Here is a 24,288-nt window from a genome sequence, read left to right as displayed (position 1 = left end):
CGGCACGAGCCCTGCTTGCCAGGGGGCCCAAAGGTAACGGCCACGAAACGCCGCCTGCCTACAATCCCGCCGCCAAGGAGAACTCAAGCATGAAGGTTGCAGCATCCGCATTCAAGGCCTATGACATCCGGGGGATCGTCGGGCAGGCGCTCGACGAGCAGTTCGCCGAGCACCTCGGCCGCGCCTTCGGCACCGAGGCGCTCAAGGCCGGCGAAAAGGCCGTGGCCGTGGGCCGCGATGGCCGCCTGTCGGGCCCGGGGCTCGCCGTGGCGCTGATGCGCGGCCTGGCCTCCACCGGCCTGGACGTGGTGGACCTCGGCGCCGTCACCACGCCCATCGTCTACTACGTCGCCGCCACTCGTTCGAAGCACGGCTGCTCCAGTGGCATCCAGGTCACCGGCAGCCACAACCCCAAGGACTACAACGGCTTCAAGATGGTGCTGGCCGGCCGCGCCATCTACGGCGAGGAGATCCAGGGCCTGCGGCGCCGCATGGAGGCCGAGGACTACGCCACGGGCAAGGGTCGCATCGCCAGCATGGACGTGATCGCCGAGTACGGCACCCGCATCACCAGCGACTGCAAGCTGGCACGGCCGATGAAGATCGTGGTCGATTCGGGCAACGGCATCCCGGGCGCCACCGGGCCGGCGATCCTGAAGGCGCTGGGTTGCGAGGTGATCGACCTGTATTCCAAGGTCGACGGGGACTTCCCCAACCACCATCCCGACCCCTCCAAGCCCGAGAACCTGGCCGACCTCATCAAGGTCGTGCACGCCACCGATGCCGAGCTGGGCCTGGCCTTCGACGGCGACGGCGACCGCCTCGGCGTGGTCACCAAGGACGGGCAGATCATCTACCCCGACCGCCAGCTGATCCTCTTCGCGCGGGACATCCTCAGCCGCGTCAAGGGCGGCACCATCATCTACGACGTCAAGTGCAGCCAGCGCCTCGCGCCCGATGTGCGCGCCCACGGCGGCGAGCCGATGATGTGGAAGACGGGTCACTCGCTGGTCAAGGCCAAGTTGAAAGAGACGGGTGCTCCGATCGCCGGCGAGATGAGCGGCCACATCTTCTTCTCGGAGCGCTGGTACGGTTTCGACGACGCGATGTACACCGCAGCGCGACTGCTGGAAATCCTGTCGCGTTCGGACGACCCGAGCGCGGTGCTCAACGGCCTGCCCACCAGCTTCAGCACGCCGGAGCTCAACGTGCCCTGCGCCGAGGGCGAGCCGCACGCGGTGATCGAGAAGCTGCGCGAGACGGCCAAGTTCCCCGGCGCCCAGATCGGCACCATCGACGGCCTGCGCGCCGACTACAAGGATGGCTTCGGCCTGGTGCGTGCGTCCAACACCACCCCGGTGCTGGTGATGCGCTTCGAGGGCCACACCCCCGAGGCGCTGCACCGCATCGAGCGCGACTTCATGGCCGCGCTGCGCGAAGTCAAGCCCGACGCGCAGTTCGCTGCCGCGGCACATTGATCCGATGGGCCGGGTGGCTTGACGCTGCCCCGATCGGGCCGCCATGAAGAAGGCGCTTGCGCGCGCCGCCTACTCCAGCCTGCTGCGCCTGGCCACGCCGCTGTATCTCGCGCGGCTGTGGTGGCGCGGCCGGCGTGAGCCGGGCTATCGCCAGGCCATCGAGGAGCGGCTGGGGCATGGCGTGGGCCGAGCGTCGCCGTCGGCGCTGTGGGTCCATGCGGTGTCGCTCGGCGAGACGCGCGCTGCCTCGGCCTTGATCGATGCGCTGCGTCTACAGCAACCGCATCTTCGGCTGCTGCTGACCCACGGCACCGCCACCGGCCGTGCCGCCGGAGCCGCGCTCGTGAAGCCCGGCGACCACCAGGCCTGGCTGCCTTTCGACACGCCGGGCGCGGTGCGCCGCTTCCTGCATCGGCACCGTCCCGCGATCGGCGTGCTGATGGAGACCGAAGTCTGGCCCAACCTGCTGCATGAGACGAAGCGGGCCGGGGTGCCGATGGTGCTGGCCAACGCGCGCCTGTCCGAACGCAGCGCCGCCAAGGGCCGGCGCTTGTCGGCCCTGCTGCATCCGGCGGGGCAGTCGCTGGCGTTGGCGCTGGCGCAGACCGAAGCCGACGCGCGCCGCCTGCGCACGCTCGGTGTCGCCAGGGTCGAGGTCTGCGGCAACCTCAAGTACGACCTGAAGCCGGATGCCGGTCAGCTGGGTCTCGGTCGCGCCTGGCGGGCGCGACTGCAGCGGCCCATCGTCGTGGCCGCGAGCACGCGCGAGGGCGAAGAGGCGGAGCTGTTCGAGGCCTGGCTCGCGTGGCCTGCACCGCGTCCGCTGCTGCTGGTGGTGCCCAGGCATCCGCAGCGTTTCGAAGAGGTGGCAGCGCTGGCGGCCGCACGTGGCTTCTCGCTCAGCCGGCGCAGCCAGTGGGCGGAGCAGGGCCCGGCGTCCGACGAGGCCTCGGCCGACATCTGGCTGGGCGACACGCTGGGCGAGATGGCGCTGTACTACGGCCTGTCGGACCTGGGCTTGCAGGGGGGCAGCTTCCGCCCCTTCGGTGCCCACAACTTCATCGAGGCCGCGGCCTGCGGCTGCCCGATGCTGCTGGGGCCCTCGGTCTTCAACTTCGCCGAGGCGGCCAGGCTGGCCCTGGATGCCGGGGCGGCGTGGCCGGTCGCGGACTGGGCCGAGGCGCTGCAACGCGCGCAGGCGCTGCTGGCCGATGCGCCGGCGATCCAGCGCGCCTCGGCCGCCGGGGAGAGCCTGGCCGCCGAGCACCGCGGCGCCGCGGCCCGCATGGCTGCGCGCATCCTGGCGCTTCTGCCTTAGGCCGATCCCAAGAGGGCGCGGAGCAACATGCGCCCGCTCGACAGGTTGGTCGCGCACGGCACGTCGTGGACGTCACACGCCCGCACCAGGGCGTTGATGTCCGGCTCGTGCGGCTGGGGCGTCATCGGGTCGCGCAGGAACACGACCGCGTCCACTTCGCCCGTGGCCAGGCGGGCGCCGATCTGCAGGTCGCCACCCATCGGGCCGCTGAGCAGGCACTCGACCTGCAGGCCGACCTCGTTCTTCAACCGGCCTCCGGTGGTGCCGGTGGCCATCAAGGTGCAGCCGGCGAGCGCGTCGCGGAACTCGCGCGCCAGCCGGACCATGTCGTCCTTCTTGTGGTCGTGGGCGATCAGGGCGACGCGGGGGCGATGAGTTTCGGTTTCCATGCCCCGATTGTGGCGACCGGCGGTTACTTCGAGGTACGAATGCGGGCCAGCTCGGCCTGGGTCTCGTTCCACAGGTCCATGCCCACGTTGGCCGCGACGCCGGCGTTGATGCGGGTCAGCTTGTCGCGCATGCGGGCGGTCTCGGCCGGGCTGAGTTCGTTGATCTGCATGCCCTTGGCCTTGAGCTCGGCCAGGGCCTTGCCGGCCTCGTCGCGCGTGTCCTTGCGCTCGTAGTCGCGGCTGGCGGCGGCGGCGTCCATCAGGATCTTCTGCTCGTCCTTGGACAGCGTGTCCCACCACTTCTTGCTGACCAGCACGATCCACGGGCTGTAGACGTGGTTGGTCACCGAGAGGTACTTCTGCACCTCGTAGAACTTGCTCGAGAGAATCGTGTTGAACGGGTTCTCCTGGCCGTCGACCGTGCCGGTCTCCAGCGCGCTGAACAGCTCCGAGAAAGGCAGGGGCACGGCGTTGGCGCCCAGGGTCTTGAAGCTGTCGAGGAAGACGTTGTTCTGCATTACGCGCAGCTTGATGCCGTTCAGGTCCTCCAGCTTGTTGACCGGGTGCTTGGAGTTGGTCAGGTTGCGGAAACCGTTCTCCCAGTAGGCCAGGCCGACCAGCCCCTTCTCGGGCAGCTTGGCCATGACCTTCTGGCCGACCGGGCCGTCGAGCAGCGCGTCGGCCTCCTTTCCGTTGTTCACCAGGAAGGGCGTGTCCCACAGCGCCATCTCCTTGGTGATGCCGACGAGCGTGGCGGTCGAGCCGACCATCATCTCCTGGGCGCCGCCGATGAGCGCCTGCTGCATCTGGGTGTCCGGCCCCAGGGCCGCGGCGCCTATGGCGCGCACCTTCATCTTTCCACCCGAGGCCTTCTCGACGGCGTCGGCGAAGACCTTGACCGCGCGGCCCTGGTTGCTCTGCTCGTTCAGGCCGTAGCCGAAGCGGATGAGGCGGGGCTTGATGTCCGCGGCAAAGCCGGCGAGCGGCGTGGCGGCGGCCAGGGTCAGCGCGACAGCGGCGGCGAGATGGCGGCGGTTGAGATTCACGGTTTGTCTCCTTGTGAAAGGCTAGGGTCGGGGATCAGCGCATCCAGGCGACGGGCGCGATGACGAGCGAAGGGAAGGCCACGAACAGGACCAGGATCACCAGGTAGGTGAGCAGGAAGGGGTTCACGCCCTTGATCACCTGGTGCAGCGAAAGGCGGCCCACGCCGGCGACCACGTTGAGCACCGTGCCCACCGGCGGCGTGATGAGGCCGATGGCCCCGTTGAGCACGAACATCAGGCCGAAGTACACCGGGTCGATGCCGGCCTTGACGGCGATGGGCAGCATCACCGGCGCGAAGATCAGGATGGTGGGCGTGAGGTCGAGCGCGGTGCCGATGAGCACCAGCACGATCATCATCACGGCCATCAGCAGGCGAGGGCTTTCGATCAGCGGGCCGAGCCAGCCCGACAGCACGCCGGGCAGGTCGGCCAGCGTGATCATGTAGCTGGCCACCTGGGCGCCGGCGCAGAGGAACATGACGATCGCGGTCGTCTTGGCGGCCTGCACCAGCACCGTGTGGATGTGGCCGAGGTTCATCTCGCGGTGCACGAACAGGGCGACGACGAGCGCATAGAAGGCGGCGACCACCGCCGCCTCGGTCGGCGTGAAGATGCCGGTCTTCATGCCGCCGATGATGATGATCGGCATCAGCATGGCCCAGAAGGCCTTGGCGGTGGCGTGCAGGCGATCCTTCATCGGCAGCGGCTCGCCCGCCGGCAGCTCGATGCGCCGCAGCACCCACTTCCACGCCAGGATCAGGCCCGCGCCCATGATCAGGCCGGGCACGATGCCCGAGACGAAGAGTGCCGAGATCGAGGTGTTGGTGGTGACGCCGTAGATCACGAAGGGCATCGAAGGCGGGATGATGGGCGCGATGATCCCGCCCGAGGCGAGCAGGCCGGCCGAGGTGGCCATGGGGTAGCCCTGGCGTTTCATCATCGGCAGCAGGATGGTGGCCAGCGCCGCGGTGTCGGCCAGGGCCGAGCCGCTCATGCTGGCCATCAGCACCGCGGCGCCGATGGCGACATAGCCCAGGCCGCCGCGGATGTGCCCGACCCAGGCCTGGGCCATGTCGATGATGCGGCGGCTGATGCCGCCGGCGTTCATCAGCTCGCCGGCCAGGATGAAGAAGGGCACGGCCAGCAGCGGGAAGCTGTCGATGCCGGCGACGAGGTTCTGCGCCAGCAGCTGGGTGTCCCAGAAGTCCAGCGCCCAGGCCATGCCGGCGCCGGTGAGCACCAGGGCGAGCGCCATGTTCATGCCGATGCCCATGAGCACCAGCATGCCGGCGGAGAAGATGGCGAAGGCGAGCGCTTCGGGACTCATGCGGCATTCACTCCACTTCGGCGCCGTGGCCCAGGTCCAGCGGCTCGCGTTTGACGATCTCGATCAGCGCCATCACGGCGATGGCCACGGCACAGAGCAGCGCCGGCAGCGGCAGCAGCGAGGTCGGGTAGCCCAGCACGACCGAATGGCTGTCCATGCCGACCAGCACCTGTTGCCAGGCGCCCCAGGCCAGCAGGACGCAGGCCAGCACGACGAGCAGCCGGATCGCCAGGGTCGCCACGGCCATGGCGGCGGGTCGCGTCTTCAGCAGCCCGATGAGGCTGGTGAAGGCCATGTGCTCGCCGGCGGGGTAGGCTGCGGTGGCGCCGATGAACACCATCCACACGAAGAGCAAACGCGAGAGTTCCTCGCTCGCCGCGATGCCGCTGCCGAAGCCATAGCGGAGCACGACGTTGACGAAGACGGCGACCGCCATCACGCCGAGGCAGGCGGCCATCGCGGCCTGGGCCACGCGCTGGAACAACGGCTTGGGGGCTGGATCGATCGTGCTCATGCTTTGTCCTCGCAGGCGAGCCAGGTGACGACCTCGGCGGTCAGCGCCGGCAGGGGCGCCGTCGCGTCGACGCGCAGCACGCCGGGCTCCCCGTCGGGCCGCTCCAGCGTCGCGAACTGGTTGTCGACCAGGTCGGTGGAAAAGAAGTGTGCGGCGCCGCGCGAAGCGACGCGTTGCAGGGCTTCGTCGCGATCGATGTCCATGAAGACGAAGCGCAGGTTCGCCGAAGCGGCACGAAGCCGATCGCGGTAGCGGCGCTTGAGCGACGAGCAGGTCAGCACGACCGGCAAGGGCGGCTTGGCGAGTTCGACGGCGAGGGCCGCGAGCCAGCCTTCACGGTCTGCGTCGGTCAGCGCGATGCCGCTGCGCATCTTGTGGAGGTTGGACTCGCTGTGGTGGGCATCGCCCTCGACGAAGCGGGCGCCGATGGCCTCGGCCAGCGAGCCGCCGAGGCTGGACTTGCCGCAGCCCGAGACACCCATCACGACCACCGAATGCTTCATTGGGATAGCGCTGTCCAATCAGGTTCAAAAAAGCGGCGACCTGGGGGAGGCGACTTTGCCGGGCCAGTAACATGCTGGGTCGGATGAGTCGCCGGCTTGCCCTCGGGTGCCGGACAGCGCTATCCTAGACATCAATCCTTCCCGGCTCATCCGGGCAAACCCTTAGATGACTTCCAACGCTTCCCGCCGCCGCGCCAGCGGCCGGGTCACCTTGAACGACGTGGCGCGTGCCGCCGAAGTGAGTCCGATCACCGTCTCGCGGGCCTTGCGGGGAGAGCGCGCGGTCGATCCGGCGCTCGTCGCGCGGGTGCGTGAAGCCGCTGACCGGCTGGGTTATGTACCCGATCCGGCGGCTCGTGCGCTGGCCTCGCGCCGCAGCACGCACGTGGCGGTGCTGATCCCGATGCTGTCCAACGCGCTGTTCGTCGATTTGCTGGAGGCCGTCCAACGCACGCTGCGTCCGGCGGGCTACCAGACGCTGATCGGCGTGACGCACTACGACGAGGTGGAGGAGTCGACCCTGCTGCGCGAGCAGTTGCTGCACCGGCCGGCCGGCCTGCTGGTCACGGGCCTGGATCGCCCGGAGGCGACCCGCTCCCTCATCGCCCAGGCGGGCGTGCCGTGCGTCCACATGATGGACCTGGCACCGCCGGGCTCAGGGCTGTACAGCGTGGGCCTGTCGCAAGCCGAGGCGGGCGCGGCGCTGACCCGGCATCTGCTGCAGGGGGGCCACCGCCGCGTGGCCTTCGCCGCGGCGCAACTGGATCCGCGCACCTTGCAGCGGCTGGAGGGCTGGCGGCGCGAGATGAGCGCGGCCGGCCTCTACGACGCGACGCTGGAATGGCTCAACCCGGCCCCTTCCTCGATCGCGCTCGGAGGGCGGATGTTCGAGCAGATCATCGGCCAGCGCCCGGCCATCGATGCGATCTTCTACTGCAACGACGACCTCGCGCAGGGCGCGCTGCTCGCGGCACTGCGGCGAGGCGTGAAGGTGCCCGATGAGATCGCCATCGCAGGGTTCAACGACCTGACGGGCAGCGACCAGATGGTGCCGCCGCTGACCACCATCCGCACCCCGCGCGCCGAGGTCGGCCAGGCGGCGGCGGCGATGCTGCTGGCGCTCATGCGCGACGAGACCGTGGCGCAACCGGTGGTGGACCTGGGCTTCGAGCTGGTGCTGCGCGGCAGCAGCTGAGGGATCTCGACGGCGCTACGCCTTGATCAGCTCGGGCAGCTTCATGCCGCTGGTGCCGGGAAAGACGTCCTTGTCCAGCGGCCCGCGCGCGATGCGCAGGTGGTCGGCCAGCACGCCCTTGAAGACCGCCCGCAGGTCGGTCGTGGTCTTGAGGTCGCGGCCTTCGTAGCGGTCCTTGGGCGCGAGACCCGGCCAATCGGCCAGCATCCGGCCGCCACGCACCGCGCCGCCGAGCACGAAGGCCACGCCGCCGGTGCCATGGTCGGTTCCGCGCGTGCCGTTGATCGCCACCTCGCGGCCGAACTCGGTCGCCACCACGACGACCGTGCGGTTCCACAGGCCGTTGGCCTGGGGGGCCGACAGCAGCTCTCGCAGCAGGCCCAGGCTCTCGTCGAGCTGGCGCAGGTTGGTGAGGAAGGCGCTCTTGTCGTTGGTGAGGTTGGCGTGGCTGTCCCAGCCGCCCTGTTCGAGCATGACGATCTGCGGCGCCCTGGGCTGCAGCATGAACTCGGCGGCCTTGCGCGTCATCGCCGGCAGGCTGCCGTTGGCGTTCTTGCCGTTGCCCGGGCTGGCGGCCATGGCCATCATCTCCGCCGTGTTGGGCATGTCGGTCCGCAGGCCCTGGGCCCGCATCAAGGCGCCCGACAGGGCGGGGTCGTTGGCATAGACCCTGGCCAGGCGGGCCACCAGGTCGGGCGAGGGCTCGGGCAGCGCAGAGGGCGCCCAGGTGTCGATCTCTTTGGGGCCGCGCATCAGCAGCGGCACCGCGGTCGACAAGGCCAGGCCCGGCTGGCCGCCCGCGGCCAGGGCACGACCCAGCCAGCCGGTGGCCATTTGATAGGGCCGCTCGCCGCCGCCTTCGAGCACGTTCTGCGCATCGAAGTGGGAACGATCGCGGTAGGGCAGGCCGGTGGCATGCACGACGACCAACTCCTTGCGGCCCCACATCGCATGCAGTTGAGCGAAGCCCGGGTGAAGGGCGAACGGGCCCTCCAGGGCCAGTGGCGTACTGGCGTACGCGGCCAACGCGCCTCGTGCGGGGGCGAAGCCGGGGTCGCCGACCGGGGGCACGGTCCACAGGCCGTCCATGCCGCCACGCAGGATCACCGCCACCAGGCGCGGCGTGTCGGGCGTGGCCGTGCCGCCGAGGGCCAGCGAAGCCCAGGAACCGGTCGCCGCCGCCGCGCCGGCGGCCAGGGCGCCGCGCAGCAGGCCGCGGCGGGAGAGTTCGGTGTTCATGGCGGAATCTTTCGTGCTCATCGCCGCTGGAACTCGGGCGACATCAGCAGCAGCACCAGCGCCTGCGGGGCGTCGGCCGCGCGCTCGATCTGCTGGTAGGTGGACTCGGAGAGCCGAGGGCCGAGGCTCGCGCGTGCGGCCGCCCGTGCATCGACGCGATCGCCCACGCGCTCGGCCACGCGCTGTGACCATTCGACACGTTTCCACAGGGCGTCCGGCCCGAGCCACTCGTCGGCCTTGTCCGGCCAGCCGGCGGGCGAAGGGGCGGTGTGCGGCCGCTGGCCGAGGGCGGCAAGTGCCGAATCCTTGCTCTTGGCGAGTTGTTGCCCGTCGAGCCCCAACAGACGCAGCGAGGTGATCGCGAACTCCTCGGGAGCCTTCAGCTTGCGCAGCGCCGGGTCCCACGACTCGGGGGCGTCGATGAGGGTGCGGTAGACGGCGGCCAGGTCGCCGCCGGTGTCGCCGAAAGTCCTGGCGAGCTTGTCCACCAGCGAGACGGGTGGCTCGTCGGCCACGAAATGGCGCGCCAGCTTGGTGGAGATGAAGCGCGCGGTGCCCGGGTGCACGGCGAGGTCGTGGATGACCATGTCCAGCGCCTGCGGGCCCTCGGGATAGTTCTTGCCCATGATGGCCTTGGGACCCGGCTCGTGCCAATGGGCATCGAAGAAGGTGGCCTGGCCATCGCGCGGCGGGTCGTAGGCGCGCCAGCCGGTCAGCACGGCGGCGAAGGCCGTGACATCGGCTTGCGTGTACCCGCCCCAGGGCCCGTAGGCGCCGCCGCCTCCGGCCACGCCGAGGCTGTGCAACTCCATGATCTCGCGGGCGAGGTTCTCGTTCAGGCCGGTGGCGGCCTTCTTGCGGCGCTCCTGGCTCACGCCCTTGCGGGCCAGGCGCACGACCGCGGGCGAGTGCGGGCCGGTCGAGGAGTTGTTGTCGAGGTAGCGCAGCATCGCCGCATGCATCGAGGCCTGGCGCAGCATCGTCTCGAACTTGCCCGCGATGTGCGGCCGGATGGCCTCGCGCTCCAGCGCGCCGGCCAGGCCGCGCACGGGCCCCTTGTTGATCGAGACCGAGAAGTGGTTGCCCCAGAACAGCACCAGGCGCTCGGCGAAGGGCCGGCGCGTGGTGACGGCGGTGGCCAGGCGCGATTCGAGATCGGTGTTGACGATGTCGCGCAACTCGAATTCGGGCGCCCCGCTGGGCTGGCCGGGCATGGCCAGCAACTCGGACACCGGCACCTTCTGTTCGGCATACGCGGCGAGCGCCTCGGCAGCGCTCGCGAAGGGGCCGCCGACCGGTGCGTCACCCGGCCCGATCTGCTGGCGCAGCCAGGCGGCCGGATCGGCGCCGAGGGCTTCGAGCCTGGGCTCGCCGAGCCCGAAGCGGTGGGCGGCTATGGCCGCGTTGATTGGAGCAGCAGCTGTCATCGATCAGGGCATGTGGGGCGCGTGCCGGCGGCACGTACCTTTTTATAACGCCCGATCGTTGACGCCGAGCACCACGCGAGGATGCCCGGGGGTAAAGAAACTTGTCCTAGGGGTGACTGCTTACCTGGCCAGCAGGGCGTCGGCGGCTTCGAGGTCTTCGGGCTGCAACTGGCCCGTGGCCTGCCGCAGCTTCAGGTCGCCGACGATCACGTCGTAGCGGGCCTTGGCCAGGTCGCGCTGGGTCGTGTAGAGCTGCGTCTGGGCGTTCAGCACGTCCAGGTTGACCCGGACGCCGACCTTGTAGCCGAGCTGCGTCGCCTCCAGGGCGAGCTTGCTCGACGATTCGGCAGCCTCCAGCGCCTTCACCTGGGCGCGGCCGGTCTGCACGCCGAAGTAGGCCTGACGCGTGCCCTGGGTGATGCCGCGGCGCGCCACGTCGAGGTCGTTGCGGGCTTTTTCCTCCAGCGACAGGGTTTCCTTGACGCGGTTCTGGATCGAGAAGCCGGCGAAGATGGGGACGTTGAGCGTGAGTGCCACGCCGGCCGAGGTGCTATTCAGGTTGCGGCTGTTGACCGTGCCGGTGCCTGTCGGGTCGGTCGTCGTCACGTCCGCCGAGCCACTTGGATAGGTCTTGGCGTAGTTGGCCCCCAGGGTCAGCGTCGGCAGATGGCCGGCGCGGGCCTTCCGGGTCTCGAGCTGCGCCACCTCCAGGTTGAACTGGGCCTGCTGGATCGTCGGGCTGCGCGCATCGGCGGCCGAGATCCAGTCGTCGACGTTCGCCGGGGCAAGAGGCGGAAGCGTGACCGGTACGGCCAGTGACCTGGGCGTCGCATTCGGGCGGCCTACCAGCTGGTCGAGGGCCAGCCGCTTGACGCGCAAGTCGTTGTCGGCTGCCAGCTCCTGGGCGAGCGCCAGGTCGTAGCGAGCCTGGGCTTCACGGGTGTCGGTGATGGTCGCGGTGCCGACCTCGAAGTTGCGCTTGGCGGAGGCCAACTGCTCGGAGATGGCCTTCTTGCTGGCCTGCACGGTCGACAGCGTGTCCATGGCGTTCAACACGTCGAAGTAGGCCTGGGCAACCCGCACGACGAGATCCTGCTCCGCGGCGCGCAACTGCGCCAATGCGATCGCCACGCCGCGATCCGCCTGCTCGATGGTCGCGCTGTTGGCCTTGTTGAACAGCGTCTGCTGGGCCGACAGCACGACCTGGTTGGTCGTGGTCCTGGCGTCGGTGGTGGTGGTGCTGGTGATCGCGCTGGCCGCGGCAGTCGGCGGCACGACGGTCCGGGTGCCCGTCTTGGAATCGATGTAGGTGGAGGTGGCTTGCAGGCCGACCGTGGGCAGCCGCAGCGCCCCGGCCTGGTCGGCGCGGTACTGCGTCGCTTCAGCCGTTGCGCGGGCGCCGAGGTAGGTCGCGTCATAGGCGCGTGCCGCTTCGTACAGCTCCCTGAGGCTCTGGGCCTGCGCCGCGCCGGCGGCCAGGCCGAGGGCCAGCGCCAGGGCCAGGGGCTTGAGCCCGGGGGCGCGGGACAGGGGCAGGCGGCGCGTCAGCGTCATGGTCGGTTCCTCTCGGTGCAGTGCGTTTGTGTGTCTGGACGAACGGGCGAGTTTGTACGCGAGGGTCAGCCCCCGGCGCAGCAGGAATGCGACGACTTGCGCGCCGCGCAGGCCGTGATGACAAAAACCGGCGACGGGCTGCGCTGCTGCATCGCCGGCGTCGATCGGTCAGAAATGGAAGCGCGTCGGCTCGGCGAAGCCGTCCAGGCGTTGCGCCACCGTGTCGAACAGGACGCTCTTCGCATTCGCGCCACCGGGCTGGGCGGTGTAGAGCACGGCCTGCATGATGGGCTCGGCGCCTTCGATGGTGATCAGGCGCCCACCCGGCTTGAGCTGGGCCAGCAGGGCCTGCGGCACGCTGGACACCGAACCCGACAGGATGATGGCGTCGAACGGGCCTTCTTCGGCGAGGCCGTTGCGGCCATCGGCCTCGCGCACCTGGACGTTGGTGACGCCGGCGCGTCGCAGGTTGTCCGACGCCATGCGCGCAAGCGCCGGCCGGTTGTCGAGCGTGATCACCTGGCGGGCGCGGTGGCCCAGCAGCGCGGCCATGAACCCCGAGCCTGCGCCCACCTCCAGCACCGACTCATGGCGCTGGACCTTCAGCTCCTGCAGCAGCCGCGCCTCGACCTTGGGCGCCAGCATGCACTGGCCTTCGGGCAGCGGCACCTCGGTGTCGACGAAGGCCAGCGCGCGCAGGGCGGGCGGCACGAAGTCCTCGCGCTTGACGACCGACAGCAGCTGCAGCACGGCCTGGTCCAGCACCTCCCAGGGCCGGATCTGCTGTTCGATCATGTTGAAACGGGCTTGTTCGATGTTCATGGCGGCCTCGGACGATGGGTGCTCTGGGGACAACCCTTCATTCTAGAGAGCGCGATGTCTGCTTCGCGTCAGGAACGCGCAAGCCGTTGAGGATGAGGTCCAGGTGCTGGCGGATGAACTCGGCCGGTTGCGCCAGGTGGGCGTCGGCAAAGCCGCAGGCGCCCATCGAGTGCTTGTGCAGGCAGAGCATCACCATCGGAAGGACGATGGAGTGCACGGCGGAGTCGATGTCCACCGGCCGGAACTCGCCCCGGTCGATGCCGCGCTGGATGAGCCCGCCGATCAGGCGATGGCCGGGCTCGATCACCTCGTGCAGGTAGAAGTCGCCGATCTCGGGGAAGTTGCGGACCTCGTTGATCACCAGCTTGAAGATGGCAGAACTGGGGCTTTCGTAGACGGTCACCCACCACTCGGTCATCAGCTCGGCCAGCAGGGCGCCCGTCGGGCCGTCCTCCTGGGACAGGCGCTCGGCGCCACGGGCGATGTCGGCCATCAGCGTGTGGCGGATGACGGCCTTGAGCAGCTCTTCCTTGCTCGGGAAGTACAGGTAGAGCGTGCCTTTCGAGACGCCGGCGCGCGCGGCGACCTCCTCCGAGCGGGTCGCGGCGAATCCCTTCTCGACGAACAGCTCCAGCGCGGCATCGAGCAGCTCGCTGGGCCGGGCGTCCTTGCGGCGCTGGCGGGTGGTGGAGGGTGGGGACATGAATTAATGACTGACTGGTCAGTAATATTAGCAGGACCGGCCGACACGTCAAGCCGGCGGGTTACCCTTTGCGGATGCTTGTCCGAATCGATCCCCGCCGCCGAAACGTCTTCAGACTCTGCCTTGTCCTGGGCGGCGCCGCCCTGCTGGGCGCTTGTGCCGGGCTCATCGGCCCGCCGCGGGTGCATTTCAGCGAATCTGAGCTGAACCAGCTGCTGGCGCGCCGTTTCCCGGTGGAAAAGCGCCTGCTCCAGACGCTGGACGTCAACTTGAACCACCCGAGCCTGAGTCTCAGGCCGGAATCGAACCGCCTGGCGACCTCGTTCGACGTCAGTGCGGCCGATCGCCTTTTCGGCCAGCGCTGGCAGGGCCGGCTGGCGCTGGAATACGCGTTGAAGCTCGACCCGATGGACGGCAGCCTGAGCATGGCCGAGCCGCGCGTGACCGAGTTGCGTATCGATGCCGGCGTGAGCGCCCAGGCCCAACGGCTCGGGGCCGTGGTGCTGGAGGGCATGCTGGACGGCTTGGTGCTGCACCGCCTGAAGCCTGAGCAGTTGCAGCGGCTGGCCGATGCCGGCCTGGCGCCAGGAGAGGTTCGCGTGCGTCCGGACGGGGTGGAAGTCACGACCGTGCCGCGGCGCTGATGCGAGGCTCGCGGGAGCGCCGGCTATGATCCGCCGCTTTTGTCGCCGCCGGAGCTCGTAGCCTCTTGGACCTGCTGTTGCTGCTCAAGGCCGCCGTGATGGGCGTGGTCGAGGGCCTGACCGAATTCCTGCCGATCTCCTCGACCGGCCACCTCATCCTCGCCGGCGCCTTGCTGGACTTTGCCGATGGCAAGGCGAAGGTGTTCGAGATCGCGATCCAGAGCGGCGCCATCCTGGCCGTGGTGATCGTCTACTGGGCCCGGCTGGCCGGCGCGGTGATCCACCTGCCGACCAGCGAGGGCGCGCGCCGCTTCGTGCTGAACGTCGCGATCGGCTTCCTGCCGGCGGCGGTGATCGGCCTGCTGGCCTACAAGACCATCAAGGCCTACCTGTTCAACGCGCCGGTGGTGGCCACCTCGTTCATCGTCGGCGGCCTCGTCATCCTCTGGGCCGAAAGCCGCCAGCAGGGGCACGAGCCGCGAGTCGCCCACGCCGACACGATGAGCCCCTGGGATGCCTTCAAGGTGGGCCTGGTGCAATGCCTCGGCATGATCCCGGGCACCAGCCGTTCTGGCGCGACCATCATCGGCGGCATGCTGCTGGGCCTGTCGCGCCGAGCCGCGACCGACTTCAGCTTCTTCCTCGCCATCCCCACGCTGGTGGGCGCCGGCGCCTACACCCTGTGGAAGGAGCGCGCACTGCTGTCAGCGGCGGACCTGCCGATGTTCGCTACCGGCTTCGTGGTCTCCTTCCTGGCGGCCTGGGTCTGCGTGCGCTGGCTGCTGCGCTATATCGCCACCCATCGCTTCACGGCATTCGCCTGGTACCGCATCGCCTTCGGCGGCGTGGTGCTCCTGACCCATTTCATGGGCTGGGTCCACTGGACGGAATGAGGGCCCCCACGGCCCCTGCCGGGGCCCGCCCCCGATGGGGGCTCGCGCAGCGGACCGGCGAAGCCGGATCCGCGCACGCCCTGGTAGGGAGCGGCGCTGCGCGCGCTCGTGGGACTACTTGCGTTTGAAGACGAGATCCCAGACGCCGTGGCCGAGCTTGAGGCCACGGGCCTCGAACTTGGTCAGCGGGCGGTAGTCGGGCCGCGGGGCATAGCCTTCGGCGGTGTTCACCAGGGTCGGCTCGGCCGACAGCACCTCGAGCATCTGCTCGGCATAAGGCTGCCAGTCGGTCGCGCAATGCAGGTAGCCACCGGGCGCCAGACGCGAGGCGAGCAAGGCTACGAAAGGCGGCTGGACGAGGCGCCGCTTGTTGTGCTTCTTCTTGTGCCAAGGGTCAGGGAAGAAGACGTGCACGCCTGACAGCGATGCCGGCGCGATCATCTGCTCGACGACCTGGACGGCGTCGTGCTGGACGATGCGCAGGTTGGCGAGCTCCATCTCGCCGATGCGCTTGAGCAGCGCGCCGACGCCCGGGGTGTGAACCTCCACGCCGAGGAAGTCGGTCTCGGGCCGTGCAGCCGCGATCTCGGCGGTGGCGGCGCCCATGCCGAAGCCGATCTCCAGCACCAGGGGGGCCTGGCGCCCGTACGTCGCGGGAAGGTCCAGTGGCGAAGAAGAGAAGGGCAGCACGAAGCGTGGCCCCAGCGTTTCGAGCGCACGTTGTTGCCCGGTGCCCATGCGCCCGGCGCGCAGCACGAAGCTGCGGATGGCGCGGTGCGGCGGGTCGGATGCGGGAATGTCGGGATGGGAAGGAGCCTGGACCATGTCGAATTGTGCCCCGGGCCTCCACTACCATCGCCGCTCGCCCTGCGATCCCCACAGGGTGCCCCGCCCACGAGGCGACGACGAGCAGGAGGCAGGAACAATGAAGCGGCTTTTCGACTGGACCACGGCGGCGCCCGTGGCGGTGGCGGTGCTGGCGTTCGCGCATGGCGGCGTCCAGGCGAGGGACTACCCCGCAGCCCCCAAGCGATCGGTGGCTGACACCTACCACGGCGTCCAGGTGACTGACGACTACCAGTGGCTGGAAAGGGGCGACGACCCGGCGGTCAAGGACTGGGTCGCGGCCGAGAACAGGCTGACCCGCGAAGTGCTGGATGCCGTACCGGGAAGGGACGTGCTGCGTGAGCGCATCCGGCACCTGCTCACCTCCACTTCCAACTCCTACTTCGGCCTGATCGAGCGCGGCGGGACGGTGTTCGCGATGAAGAGCCAGCCGCCCAAGCAGCAGCCGTTGCTGGTGGCGCTGAAGTCGGTCGACTCGACCGAGGGCGAGCGTGTCGTGCTCGATCCCAACCTGATGTCCGACAAGGGCGCGATCACGATCGACTTCTACGAACCATCGCCGGATGGCCGCAAGATCGCCGTGTCGCTGTCGGCCAACGGCAGCGAGGACGGCACGCTGCACGTCTACGACGCCGCCAGCGGCCGCGAGCTGGGCGACCAGGTGCCGCGCGTCGCCTATCCGACGGGGGGCGGCTCGGTGGCCTGGAACCACGACGCCACCGGCCTGTACTACACCCGCTATCCCGCCCCGGGCGAGCGCGCCGAGGCCGACGTCCACTTCTACCAGCAGGTCTGGTTCCATCGCCTGGGCACCCCGGTCGAGAAGGACCGCTACGAGGCTGGCAAGGACTACCCGCGCATTGCCGAGACCCAGCTGCAGAGCTCGCGTGACGGTCGCCACACGCTGGCACTGGTGTCGAATGGCGACGGGGGAGAGCACGCGCTCTACCTGCGCGACGCCAAGGGCTGGCGAACCGTGGCGGCCTATGCCGACGAGGTGAAGGCGGCCGAGTTCGGCGAGGACGGCTGGCTCTACCTGATGACGCGCCGCGGGGCACCCAAGGGCAAGATCGTCCGCCTGCCGCTGGCCCATCCCGACTTCGCGCACGCCCAGGTGGTGCTGCCCGAAAGCGAAGGGACGATCGAGCAGTTCGTCGTCGCCGACGGCACGCTGCTCGTCGATGAGCTGCTCGGCGGCCCCTCGCGCCTGCGGGCCGTCGACCTGCGCACCCGCCAGCCGAAGGAGATCGAGCTGCCGCCCGTCAGCGGTGTCGATGCCCTGGTGCGCGTGGGCCGCGGCCAGGTGGTGGCGCGCATCAACAGCTACCTCGCGCCACCGGCCTGGTACCACGTCGCCGCCGGCCAGGCGCCGCGCAAGTCGGCGCTGGCTGTCACCTCGGCCGCGGACTATGGCGACTGCGAGGTCAAGCGCGAGTTCGCCACCTCGAAGGACGGCACCAAGGTGCCCCTGACCATCCTGCAGCGCAAGGGCACGCCGCGCGACGGCAACAACCCGACGATCCTCTACGGCTATGGCGGCTACAGCGTCAGCATGACGCCGTACTTCAGTTCAGCGCGGCGCGTCTGGCTGGAGCGCGGCGGCGTGCTGGTGGTGGCCAACATCCGCGGCGGCGGAGAGTATGGCGAGGCCTGGCACATGGCTGGCAACCTGACGCGCAAGCAGAACGTCTTCGACGACTTCATCGCCTCGGCGGAGTACCTGGTCGCGCAGAAGGTGACGAACCCGAAGCGCCTGGCCATCCAGGGCGGCAGCAACGGCGGCCTGCTGATGGGTGCGGTAATGACGCAGCGGCCGGAGCTCTTCCGCGCGGTGGACAGCGCGGTCGGGATCTACGACATGCTGCGCGTCGAGCTCGACCCCAACGGCGCCTTCAACGTCACCGAATTCGGCACCGTGAAGGACAAGGCGCAGTTCGACGCGCTGTACGCCTACTCGCCGCTGCACAAGGTCAAGGACGGCACCGACTACCCGGCCGTGCTCATGATGACCGGCGACAACGACGGCCGCGTCAACCCGGCGCACTCGCGCAAGATGATTGCCCGCCTGCAGGCCGCCGACCCCGGCGGACAGCCCATCCTGCTTCGCACCAGCGGGGCCAGCGGCCACGGCATCGGCACGGCACTTTCCGAACGGGTGGAGGAGTACACCGACGAGTACAGCTTCCTGCTGCACGAACTCGACGTGCCACTCGTGCCGCCGGGTGCATCCGCGGGCCGCTAGAATGCGTGTCGCTGCGGGTGTAGTTCAATGGTAGAACGGCAGCTTCCCAAGCTTCATACGAGGGTTCGATTCCCTTCACCCGCTCCAAGATGACGTCCAAGAGGGTCCCAGAGGGACCCTCTTTGCATTGGGCACCTGTGAATCGCTCGCTGTGCCGTGCCGCACGCCCAGGCCGCCGGGCGGGGCCCGTGCCGCTTCGCGGCGCCGTACAGTCAGCGCCTGGTCCTCGAGCTGGCGGATCTGCCGGCTCAGTGGCGACTGCGAAATGTGCAGGCGCTCCGCCGCGCCCGACGTTCTCGTCCTCGGCCACGGCGATGAAGTAGCGCAGCTGGCGCAGTTCGATCATCGACCGCTCGTCTGCGCTCCCAGCGCGGCCTGGAAGCTCTCGATCTCCTGCGCGAGGCTGCCGCGGCTGCGGAAGTGGCGGCCGGCACGGTCGTACCACTACCGCGCATCCTCCAGGTCGCCCTCCTGCAGGTGCAGCAGCCCTGGAGCCCTCACGCAGGGTGGCCATCGAGCGTTCCGGCAACAACATCGATGCCGATTGAACGTCTACCCGGCGGCCAAGTGAATAGAGCAGGCAGGAGACTTCAGTCGGTGCAGGGCTTGTCCGGCAACATCGCGTGCAGCCTGTTCGAGGATCACGAGGGCTACATCTGGTTTGGCAGCGACAAGGGGATCGATCGATCCCGCAAGCTGCCCGTCACCACGCTGTCGACACAGCAAGGCTTCACCAACGAGGTCACGAAGTCCGTGTCGGCGACCACCGAACAACGAGTCGCAGACTGCGCCGGCACCGCAAAGTTGTTTGACTGGACGGATGCAGTCTGCGCAAGAACGCGTGGCTGGATCGGCCTGAGGCAGCAGCTCAGAAGTCGTGCCGGATGCCCGCCTCGAAAGCCGTCGAGGTCTGGCCGCCGAAGTAGTTCGGCGCGTTCGGCACGCCGCTGGTCGGTGGCCCGCCGGGGATGGCGAAGGCGGCGGTACCTTTGTTGGCGACACGGGCGGCGTGGCCATACACCGCGGTGCGCTTGGAGAAGCTGTAGACGTAGCCCAGGCCGAGCAGGTTGGCGTCCTTCGCGTTCTGCACAGCGTCGCTGCCGCTTTGGTCGGCCTGCAGCCAGCTGAGCTTGACCACGCCGGATCCGGCGGGGAAGGTGGCGGCCACCAGCGTGTTCACTGTCTTGTCCGGTCCGAAGGTCCAGCGGCGTTGCGCGATGTTGACCTTGGCCACGCCGAAGTCGTAGGAGAGGCCGTACGCCAGGTCCTTGAACGACTCGCCGCCGGCGGCGTTGCGCGTGGTGAACTGCGCGGCGGCCACATTGAAGCCGCGGCCCGACCAGCCGAGGCGCAGGCCATCGCCACTCGTGAAGCCAGCCGCCGTGGTGCCGCGCTCGCCGGCGGTCTTGATCACGCTGCCGTAGAGACCACCCAAGTCGGACGGCAGGAAATACTCGACCGCGTTGCTGACTCGCAGCGTGGGGTTGGCTTGCTGCGCATCCGGCAAGGGGCCGAAGGCCTGGCCCAGCGCCCGCGAGCCGGCGAAGGAGCGGAAGCTGTTGGCACTCGCGATGCCCAAGGTGGTGAAGGGATCGAAGCCGCTCCACACCAGGTGCGTGGGCACCCAATCGCGCCCCAGCCGCAGCTCGCCGAGCTTGCCGTGGGCCAGGTTCACCGTGGATCGGCGATCCCAGAACTGGCCGGCGGGTGTATTCGCGCCGGCGCCGCCGGTATCGGCCAGGATGGTCGCATCGAGGTAGATGCCGGCGCTCAAGCCGCCGCCCAGATCTTCGTTGGCGCGCACGATCAGCTTGCTGGTCGAGTTGGCGCCGCTGACAACCGAGCGGTCGGTGCCCAGGCTGCCATTGCGCACCTGGCGCATGCCTGCATCGAGGGTCCCGCCGATCGTGACGCTGGATTGCGCCGCGGCGCCGAGGCTGGCCGCACTGAAGCCGGTCGCCCACAAGAGCTTCCACATGATCTGTCTCCTCGAAGGAATGTTCGGGATGCCGTTCTTGAGCTACTCGGGCTGGAAGCCGGCGCTCTTCAGCAACTCGGCGCCCTGCGCCACATCGGCGGCGATGTAGCGCTTGAATTGATCAGGGCTTTCGCTCACCGGCTCGATGCCCAGGCTCGTGTACGCGCCGGACCTGGCCAGCTCGGCCACCGCGGCATTGATGGCGGTGTTCAGCGCGGCTACGCGATCGGGCGGCGTGCCCTTGGGCGCCCACACGCCGTACCAGCTCACGTACGAGAAGCCGGCGAGGCCGCTCTCCTGCACGGTGGGCACATCGGGCAGAAGCGCGCTGCGCTTCTTCGAGGTGATCGCGATCGGCCGCACCTTGCCCGCCTTGGCCATCTGCATCAGCGAGATCATCGAATCCATCAGCAGGTTGACGTGGTCGCCGGCCACGTCGGTGAGCGCCGGCTGCGTGCCTTTGTAGGGCACATAGGTGAACGACACACCGCCTTGCTTGGCGAGCAGCAGCGTGGCCAGGTGGCTGGGCGCGCCCGAGGCCGGAATGGCGGCCATCCAGCTTTCGGGCTTCTGCTTCGCAGCGGCCAGCACCTCGCCCAGCTTCTGCGCCTTGGCTTGCGGCGAGATCACCAGCATCAGCGGTGCCTCGCCCACCCGGGCCACCGGCATGAAATCGGTCTGCGGATCGTATGGCGCGTTGGCCATCACCTGCTTGGCAAGCACATGGGTCGCGGCCGAGAACAGCAGCGTGTAGCCATCGGCCGGCGAGCCCTGCACGGCTTTGCCGCCCAGTGTGCCGTTGGCGCCGGCCCTGTTCTCGACGATCACCGTGACGCCCAGCTGCTTTCGCAACTGCTCGCCCAGCAGGCGGGCCGCGTTGTCGACTCCACCACCGGCAGCGAACGGCACGATCAGATGCAGCTGGTGATCGCGCTCGGGGAACTTCGCCGCATCAGCCCAGCACGGGCCCACCGCGAATGCGGCCACCATGGCGGCCAGCAACAGGTTCAGCGGTTTCATCTTGTCTCCTGGGTCTTTCGGTGTGCGGGGGCGTGCTGGGCGATGAAAGGCTCAGCGTGCCAGGCCCAGGTCGGCGGCGCGCATCGCGTCGGCGATCTCTTTGTCGGCGCCTTCGGCCAGCGGCAGCAACGGGCTGCGCACCGTGGCGTGGTCGAGGATCCCGCGCGCCACCAGGGCCCACTTGAGCGCCACGGTGCCTTCCATGTGCGAGCCGCGGTGGTAGACGTTCTTCGTCACCGGCAGCAGGCGGTCGTGCAGCGCGCGGGCCTTGGCGTAGTCCTTGGCCTTGCCCGCGGCGATCATCTCGATCAGCGGCTCGGGAGCGATGCCGCCGTAGCCGACCAGCGCGCCGTCCACGTCGAACATGGTGTGCAGCAGGTATTCGTCGTGACAGGTCAGGATCTGGAGGTCCGGCCGCTCGCGGCGGATCACGGGGATCTCGGTGTCCCAGCGCTTCATGTTGCGCACGCCGTTCTTCATCGCGAACACACCGGGCTGCGCGGCGATCTCGAGCTGTGTCTTGAGGTTGTAGGTGGCCTTGGTCGCGTCCGGGTACTGGAACAGGATCAGCGGCAGGCCGCTCTCTTCGAAGATGGCGCGGTAGCGGTCTTGCGGGGCACCGTCCTGGTAGCCGAAACGCAGCCAGCCGTGCGAGGGATAGACCAGGCCGGCCGAGGCGCCCGCCTGGACGGCGCGCTTGGCCTCTTCGGCGGCCACCTGCGTGCCTTCGAGCGTGATGCCGGCAATGATCGGCAGGCGGCCACCCACCGATTCGCGGAAGGTGGCGATCACCTTGGCCTGCTCGTCTTGCGTCAGGAAGGTGCCTTCGCCGGCGTGGCCGAGCACGGTCAGGCCCTTGACGCCGGCGATGCTGCCGAGCCACTTGCCGATGCGCATGATGGCGTCGTAGTCCACCGCGCCTTCGCGGGTGAAGGGGGTGACGGGGGCGGGCACGAGGCCGCGGAGGTCGGGGGCTTGCATGGCGGGGGTCCTTTCAGGGCGGGGGGCGGGAGGGGTGTCGGTGAGGTGGACTGTAGAAACCGCTCAGCCCCCTGCATAGATACACTTCAGAGCATTCAGACTTGCCTGTTCAGGCAAATCAGCCCAAGCCGGGAGCGCCCGCATGAACATCGCCAGCGTCAGGCTCTTTCTCGAAGTGGCAGAAGCCGGCAGCCTGAGCAAGGTGGCGGCCCGGCGGCAGACCGTGCAATCGCACGTGAGCCGGCAGATCACCGAGTTCGAGGCCGGCTTCGGCGGCGCGCTCTTTCGTCGCACGGGCCGCGGCGTGGCGCTCACCGAGCTGGGTGCGCGTGCCGTGGCGCGGCTGCGCCCCTGGCTGCAAGAGACCGAGCAACTCGCGCAGGAGCTGAAAAGCGAAGCGGGCCGGTTGCTCGGCGAGGTGCGGCTGGGCATCATCCCCTCGGCGGCGCACCCGCTGATGACGCGCCTGTTCCAGCGCCTGCAAGCCGAGCATCCCGGTATCCGGCTCGACATCGCCGAAGCGCAAGGCGCCGACCTGGACACGATGCTGGACAGCGGCGCAGTGGACCTGGCGGTCCTCTTTCGCTTCCACAAGCCGAGCGGCCGCGACGAGCGGCTGCTTTGCGAAGCGCACACGTACCTCGTCTCGGCTCCTCACGACGAGCTGACGCGGGAGCCGACGCTGAACTTCGCGCGCCTGGCCGGCCTGCGCCTCGTGCTGCCGCGCCGCCCCAGCCACTGGCGCAACGCGCTGGACGAAACCGCGCGCAGCCTCGGCTTCAAGCTCGAGCCGATCGTGGAGGCCGACTCGCTCACCGTGCAGAAAGAGCTCGTGGCGAACACGCCGAGGCTCTATTCCATCCTGGGCCCGTATTCCTTCTCCGCCGAACTGCGCAGCGGCCGACTGCAAGCCACCAAACTCGTCAAGCCCGACCTCTGCCGCCACGTGACACTCGCCCTGCCGAAGCAGGGCAAGCTCTCACCGGCCTGCCGGGTGGTGGCCCAGACCTTGCAGGAGTTGGTGGAAGGGTGGGGGCAGCAATTGACCGAATCCGCGGCGTGAACAGGCCTGTCAGTCGCCGCTGGCGACACTTGATTCCGGGCTGCGGTCCGCGCTGGATGCGATCAGGTGCCATGACCACAAGGAAGAAGTCGCGGAGATGAATGGCGGCGGCAGCCAGCGAACGGCCCGGCCGGCCGCGGTCTCCAGACGGAGGCGCATCGTTGCGCTCGTTCAGTTCTGGCGTTCCACCAGTTCCGCGCCGAGCGGCTCCAGGCGTAGCGTGCCGTCCCAGCGCTGGCCGCCGAGCACGCCCTTCATCGCGCCGGCGATGGGCACGTCCACGGGTGCCCAGGTGGTGTTGACGTAGAGCACGCGGCCGTCGACGGCACGCGCGAACACGCCGTCCGGCGTCTTGGGGCCGGGCTGGATGCCGAGGCCGGCGTAGAGCTGGCGCAGCAGCGGCCGCATGATCTCCGGCTGCGCCGGGGTGGCGACGTAGATCGCGCGGCCCTTGCCGAAGCGGTTGACCGTGATCGCCGGCGGCTGGCCGTCGAAGCTGGTGAAGCGCGCCATCACCTCGGCGGTGGACGGCTCCAGCACCTCGAAATGCGCGATCGAGCTCTTGATCTCCTCGTCGCCCAGCTTCAGCGTGCCGGCCCAGTCGTAGTACTCGTTGGTGCGCAGGCCGAAGACGTCGGTCAGGCCCCCCGGCAGCGGCGTGGCGTGCCACTGGTTGTTGTCGTTCACCTTGGCCGACTGGGCCGTCATGATGACCGTGCCGCCGTCGGCGACGAACCTGCGCACGGCCTGCGTCGACGCCTCGTCCAGCAGGTACATGCCGGGCAGGATGACGAGGCGGTAGCGGCTCAGGTCCTCGTACGACAGCTTGATGATGGCCACGTCGATGTTGTCCTTCAGCAGCGGCTCGAAGGCCCCCTGCGCCTGTTTCAGGTAGGGCGTCTTGAGGTACTGGCGAGCGGTGTTCGACGGGCCGTTCGGGCTGGTGGCGTGCACGTTCTCGAACGAGTAGGCGATGGCCACCCTGGGCTCCACCTTGCGTGGGAAACCGAGCTTCTCGAGCTTGGCGTAGTCGCTGGCGATGCGCGCCCATTCGCCCAGCTTCCAGGAGGGCCGGTCGTCGTGGTCGAGCAGGCCCATCAGCACCT

General features: G+C 69.0%; 22 protein-coding genes, 1 tRNA gene and 1 pseudogene. 8 read left to right on the top strand and 16 right to left on the bottom strand.

The window, feature by feature from the left end:
* The first annotated feature begins 89 nt into the window (after window positions 1-89).
* A complete protein-coding gene (locus ACS5PM_RS31640) occupies window positions 90-1,478 on the top strand; it encodes a phosphomannomutase/phosphoglucomutase (RefSeq protein ID WP_439392085.1) in 1,389 nt (462 codons plus the stop codon).
* A gap of 43 nt (window positions 1,479-1,521) precedes the next feature.
* On the top strand, window positions 1,522-2,796 hold the full coding sequence (locus ACS5PM_RS31635) for a 3-deoxy-D-manno-octulosonic acid transferase (protein WP_439392084.1): 1,275 nt from the start codon (window positions 1,522-1,524) through the stop codon (window positions 2,794-2,796).
* Here the strand turns inward: ACS5PM_RS31635 and ACS5PM_RS31630 are convergent.
* The 5 genes from ACS5PM_RS31630 to ACS5PM_RS31610 are packed head-to-tail and all read right to left on the bottom strand — an operon-like array spanning window position 2,793 to window position 6,575.
* Window positions 2,793-3,185, bottom strand: a complete 393-nt coding sequence (locus tag ACS5PM_RS31630; RefSeq protein ID WP_439392082.1) for a methylglyoxal synthase — start codon at window positions 3,183-3,185, stop codon at window positions 2,793-2,795. The genes ACS5PM_RS31635 and ACS5PM_RS31630 overlap by 4 nt on opposite strands.
* A gap of 23 nt (window positions 3,186-3,208) precedes the next feature.
* The gene (locus tag ACS5PM_RS31625; RefSeq protein WP_439392080.1) at window positions 3,209-4,231 is read right to left on the bottom strand and encodes a TRAP transporter substrate-binding protein; all 1,023 of its coding nucleotides are present in this window, start codon (window positions 4,229-4,231) and stop codon (window positions 3,209-3,211) included.
* Between the two features lie 34 nt (window positions 4,232-4,265).
* On the bottom strand, window positions 4,266-5,558 hold the full coding sequence (locus ACS5PM_RS31620; protein WP_439392078.1) for a TRAP transporter large permease: 1,293 nt from the start codon (window positions 5,556-5,558) through the stop codon (window positions 4,266-4,268).
* Window positions 5,559-5,565: 7 nt separating this feature from the next.
* Window positions 5,566-6,072 (bottom strand): TRAP transporter small permease subunit, encoded by a 507-nt coding sequence (locus tag ACS5PM_RS31615; RefSeq protein WP_439392076.1) that lies wholly within the window; start codon window positions 6,070-6,072, stop codon window positions 5,566-5,568.
* The gene (locus ACS5PM_RS31610; protein ID WP_439392074.1) at window positions 6,069-6,575 is read right to left on the bottom strand and encodes a gluconokinase; all 507 of its coding nucleotides are present in this window, start codon (window positions 6,573-6,575) and stop codon (window positions 6,069-6,071) included. Before ACS5PM_RS31610 ends, ACS5PM_RS31615 begins: the two co-directional genes overlap by 4 nt.
* 166 nt (window positions 6,576-6,741) lie before the next feature.
* Here ACS5PM_RS31610 and gntR point away from each other — a divergent pair, with 166 nt between their 5' ends.
* Window positions 6,742-7,770 carry an HTH-type transcriptional regulator GntR gene (gene gntR, locus ACS5PM_RS31605; RefSeq protein WP_439392073.1) on the top strand — a complete coding sequence of 343 codons (1,029 nt, stop codon included), beginning with the start codon at window positions 6,742-6,744 and terminating at the stop codon, window positions 7,768-7,770.
* Window positions 7,771-7,785: 15 nt separating this feature from the next.
* Here the strand turns inward: gntR and ACS5PM_RS31600 are convergent, their stop codons facing one another.
* The 5 genes from ACS5PM_RS31600 to ACS5PM_RS31580 form a co-directional block, all read right to left on the bottom strand.
* Window positions 7,786-9,009 (bottom strand): DUF1501 domain-containing protein, encoded by a 1,224-nt coding sequence (locus ACS5PM_RS31600; protein WP_439392071.1) that lies wholly within the window; start codon window positions 9,007-9,009, stop codon window positions 7,786-7,788.
* 17 nt (window positions 9,010-9,026) lie between these two features.
* Complete coding sequence (locus ACS5PM_RS31595) at window positions 9,027-10,436, bottom strand: DUF1800 domain-containing protein (RefSeq protein WP_439392070.1); 1,410 nt, start codon at window positions 10,434-10,436, stop codon at window positions 9,027-9,029.
* Window positions 10,437-10,556: 120 nt separating this feature from the next.
* Window positions 10,557-11,990 (bottom strand): TolC family outer membrane protein, encoded by a 1,434-nt coding sequence (locus ACS5PM_RS31590; RefSeq protein WP_439392068.1) that lies wholly within the window; start codon window positions 11,988-11,990, stop codon window positions 10,557-10,559.
* A 168-nt stretch (window positions 11,991-12,158) separates the two neighbouring features.
* Window positions 12,159-12,812, bottom strand: a complete 654-nt coding sequence (locus tag ACS5PM_RS31585; RefSeq protein WP_439392067.1) for a protein-L-isoaspartate O-methyltransferase family protein — start codon at window positions 12,810-12,812, stop codon at window positions 12,159-12,161.
* Window positions 12,813-12,849: 37 nt separating this feature from the next.
* A complete protein-coding gene (locus ACS5PM_RS31580; RefSeq protein WP_439392066.1) occupies window positions 12,850-13,515 on the bottom strand; it encodes a TetR/AcrR family transcriptional regulator in 666 nt (221 codons plus the stop codon).
* Window positions 13,516-13,589: 74 nt separating this feature from the next.
* On the opposite strand from ACS5PM_RS31580, the gene ACS5PM_RS31575 reads away from it, so the two are divergent.
* Both ACS5PM_RS31575 and ACS5PM_RS31570 read left to right on the top strand, forming a co-directional pair.
* Window positions 13,590-14,159 carry a YceB family lipoprotein gene (locus ACS5PM_RS31575; protein ID WP_439392065.1) on the top strand — a complete coding sequence of 190 codons (570 nt, stop codon included), beginning with the start codon at window positions 13,590-13,592 and terminating at the stop codon, window positions 14,157-14,159.
* Window positions 14,160-14,224: 65 nt separating this feature from the next.
* On the top strand, window positions 14,225-15,052 hold the full coding sequence (locus ACS5PM_RS31570) for an undecaprenyl-diphosphate phosphatase (RefSeq protein ID WP_439392064.1): 828 nt from the start codon (window positions 14,225-14,227) through the stop codon (window positions 15,050-15,052).
* Window positions 15,053-15,166: 114 nt separating this feature from the next.
* On the opposite strand, the gene trmB is transcribed toward ACS5PM_RS31570, so the two are convergent.
* Complete coding sequence (trmB, locus tag ACS5PM_RS31565; protein WP_439392063.1) at window positions 15,167-15,877, bottom strand: tRNA (guanosine(46)-N7)-methyltransferase TrmB; 711 nt, start codon at window positions 15,875-15,877, stop codon at window positions 15,167-15,169.
* Between the two features lie 100 nt (window positions 15,878-15,977).
* Between trmB and ACS5PM_RS31560 the strand changes: the two genes are divergently transcribed.
* Both ACS5PM_RS31560 and ACS5PM_RS31555 read left to right on the top strand, forming a co-directional pair.
* Window positions 15,978-18,140, top strand: coding sequence for a prolyl oligopeptidase family serine peptidase (locus tag ACS5PM_RS31560; RefSeq protein ID WP_439392061.1), 2,163 nt, complete (start codon window positions 15,978-15,980; stop codon window positions 18,138-18,140).
* Window positions 18,141-18,153: 13 nt separating this feature from the next.
* Window positions 18,154-18,227, top strand: a tRNA-Gly gene (locus tag ACS5PM_RS31555).
* Window positions 18,228-18,326: 99 nt separating this feature from the next.
* Here ACS5PM_RS31555 and ACS5PM_RS31550 read toward each other — a convergent pair.
* The 4 genes and pseudogenes from ACS5PM_RS31550 to ACS5PM_RS31535 form a co-directional block, all read right to left on the bottom strand.
* Window positions 18,327-18,486: pseudogene (locus tag ACS5PM_RS31550) on the bottom strand (LysR family transcriptional regulator); the annotation flags it as partial.
* A 522-nt stretch (window positions 18,487-19,008) separates the two neighbouring features.
* Window positions 19,009-20,118 (bottom strand): porin, encoded by a 1,110-nt coding sequence (locus ACS5PM_RS31545; protein ID WP_439392059.1) that lies wholly within the window; start codon window positions 20,116-20,118, stop codon window positions 19,009-19,011.
* Window positions 20,119-20,160: 42 nt separating this feature from the next.
* Window positions 20,161-21,138: a Bug family tripartite tricarboxylate transporter substrate binding protein gene (locus ACS5PM_RS31540; protein ID WP_439392058.1), complete on the bottom strand. Its 978-nt coding sequence runs from the start codon at window positions 21,136-21,138 to the stop codon at window positions 20,161-20,163.
* Between the two features lie 51 nt (window positions 21,139-21,189).
* Window positions 21,190-22,119: a dihydrodipicolinate synthase family protein gene (locus ACS5PM_RS31535; protein WP_439392056.1), complete on the bottom strand. Its 930-nt coding sequence runs from the start codon at window positions 22,117-22,119 to the stop codon at window positions 21,190-21,192.
* A gap of 142 nt (window positions 22,120-22,261) precedes the next feature.
* On the opposite strand from ACS5PM_RS31535, the gene ACS5PM_RS31530 reads away from it, so the two are divergent.
* On the top strand, window positions 22,262-23,182 hold the full coding sequence (locus ACS5PM_RS31530) for a LysR family transcriptional regulator (protein ID WP_439392054.1): 921 nt from the start codon (window positions 22,262-22,264) through the stop codon (window positions 23,180-23,182).
* Between the two features lie 171 nt (window positions 23,183-23,353).
* Here ACS5PM_RS31530 and ACS5PM_RS31525 read toward each other — a convergent pair.
* A partial coding sequence (locus ACS5PM_RS31525; protein ID WP_439392053.1) for a beta-galactosidase occupies window positions 23,354-24,288 on the bottom strand: 935 nt, incomplete at its 5' end.

It is taken from the genome of Ideonella flava, from assembly GCF_051857595.1.
In the GTDB taxonomy this organism is placed as follows: domain Bacteria; phylum Pseudomonadota; class Gammaproteobacteria; order Burkholderiales; family Burkholderiaceae_C; genus Ideonella.
Note: the sequence above shows the minus strand (reverse complement) of the source record. Positions and strands in the feature narration are given on the sequence as shown.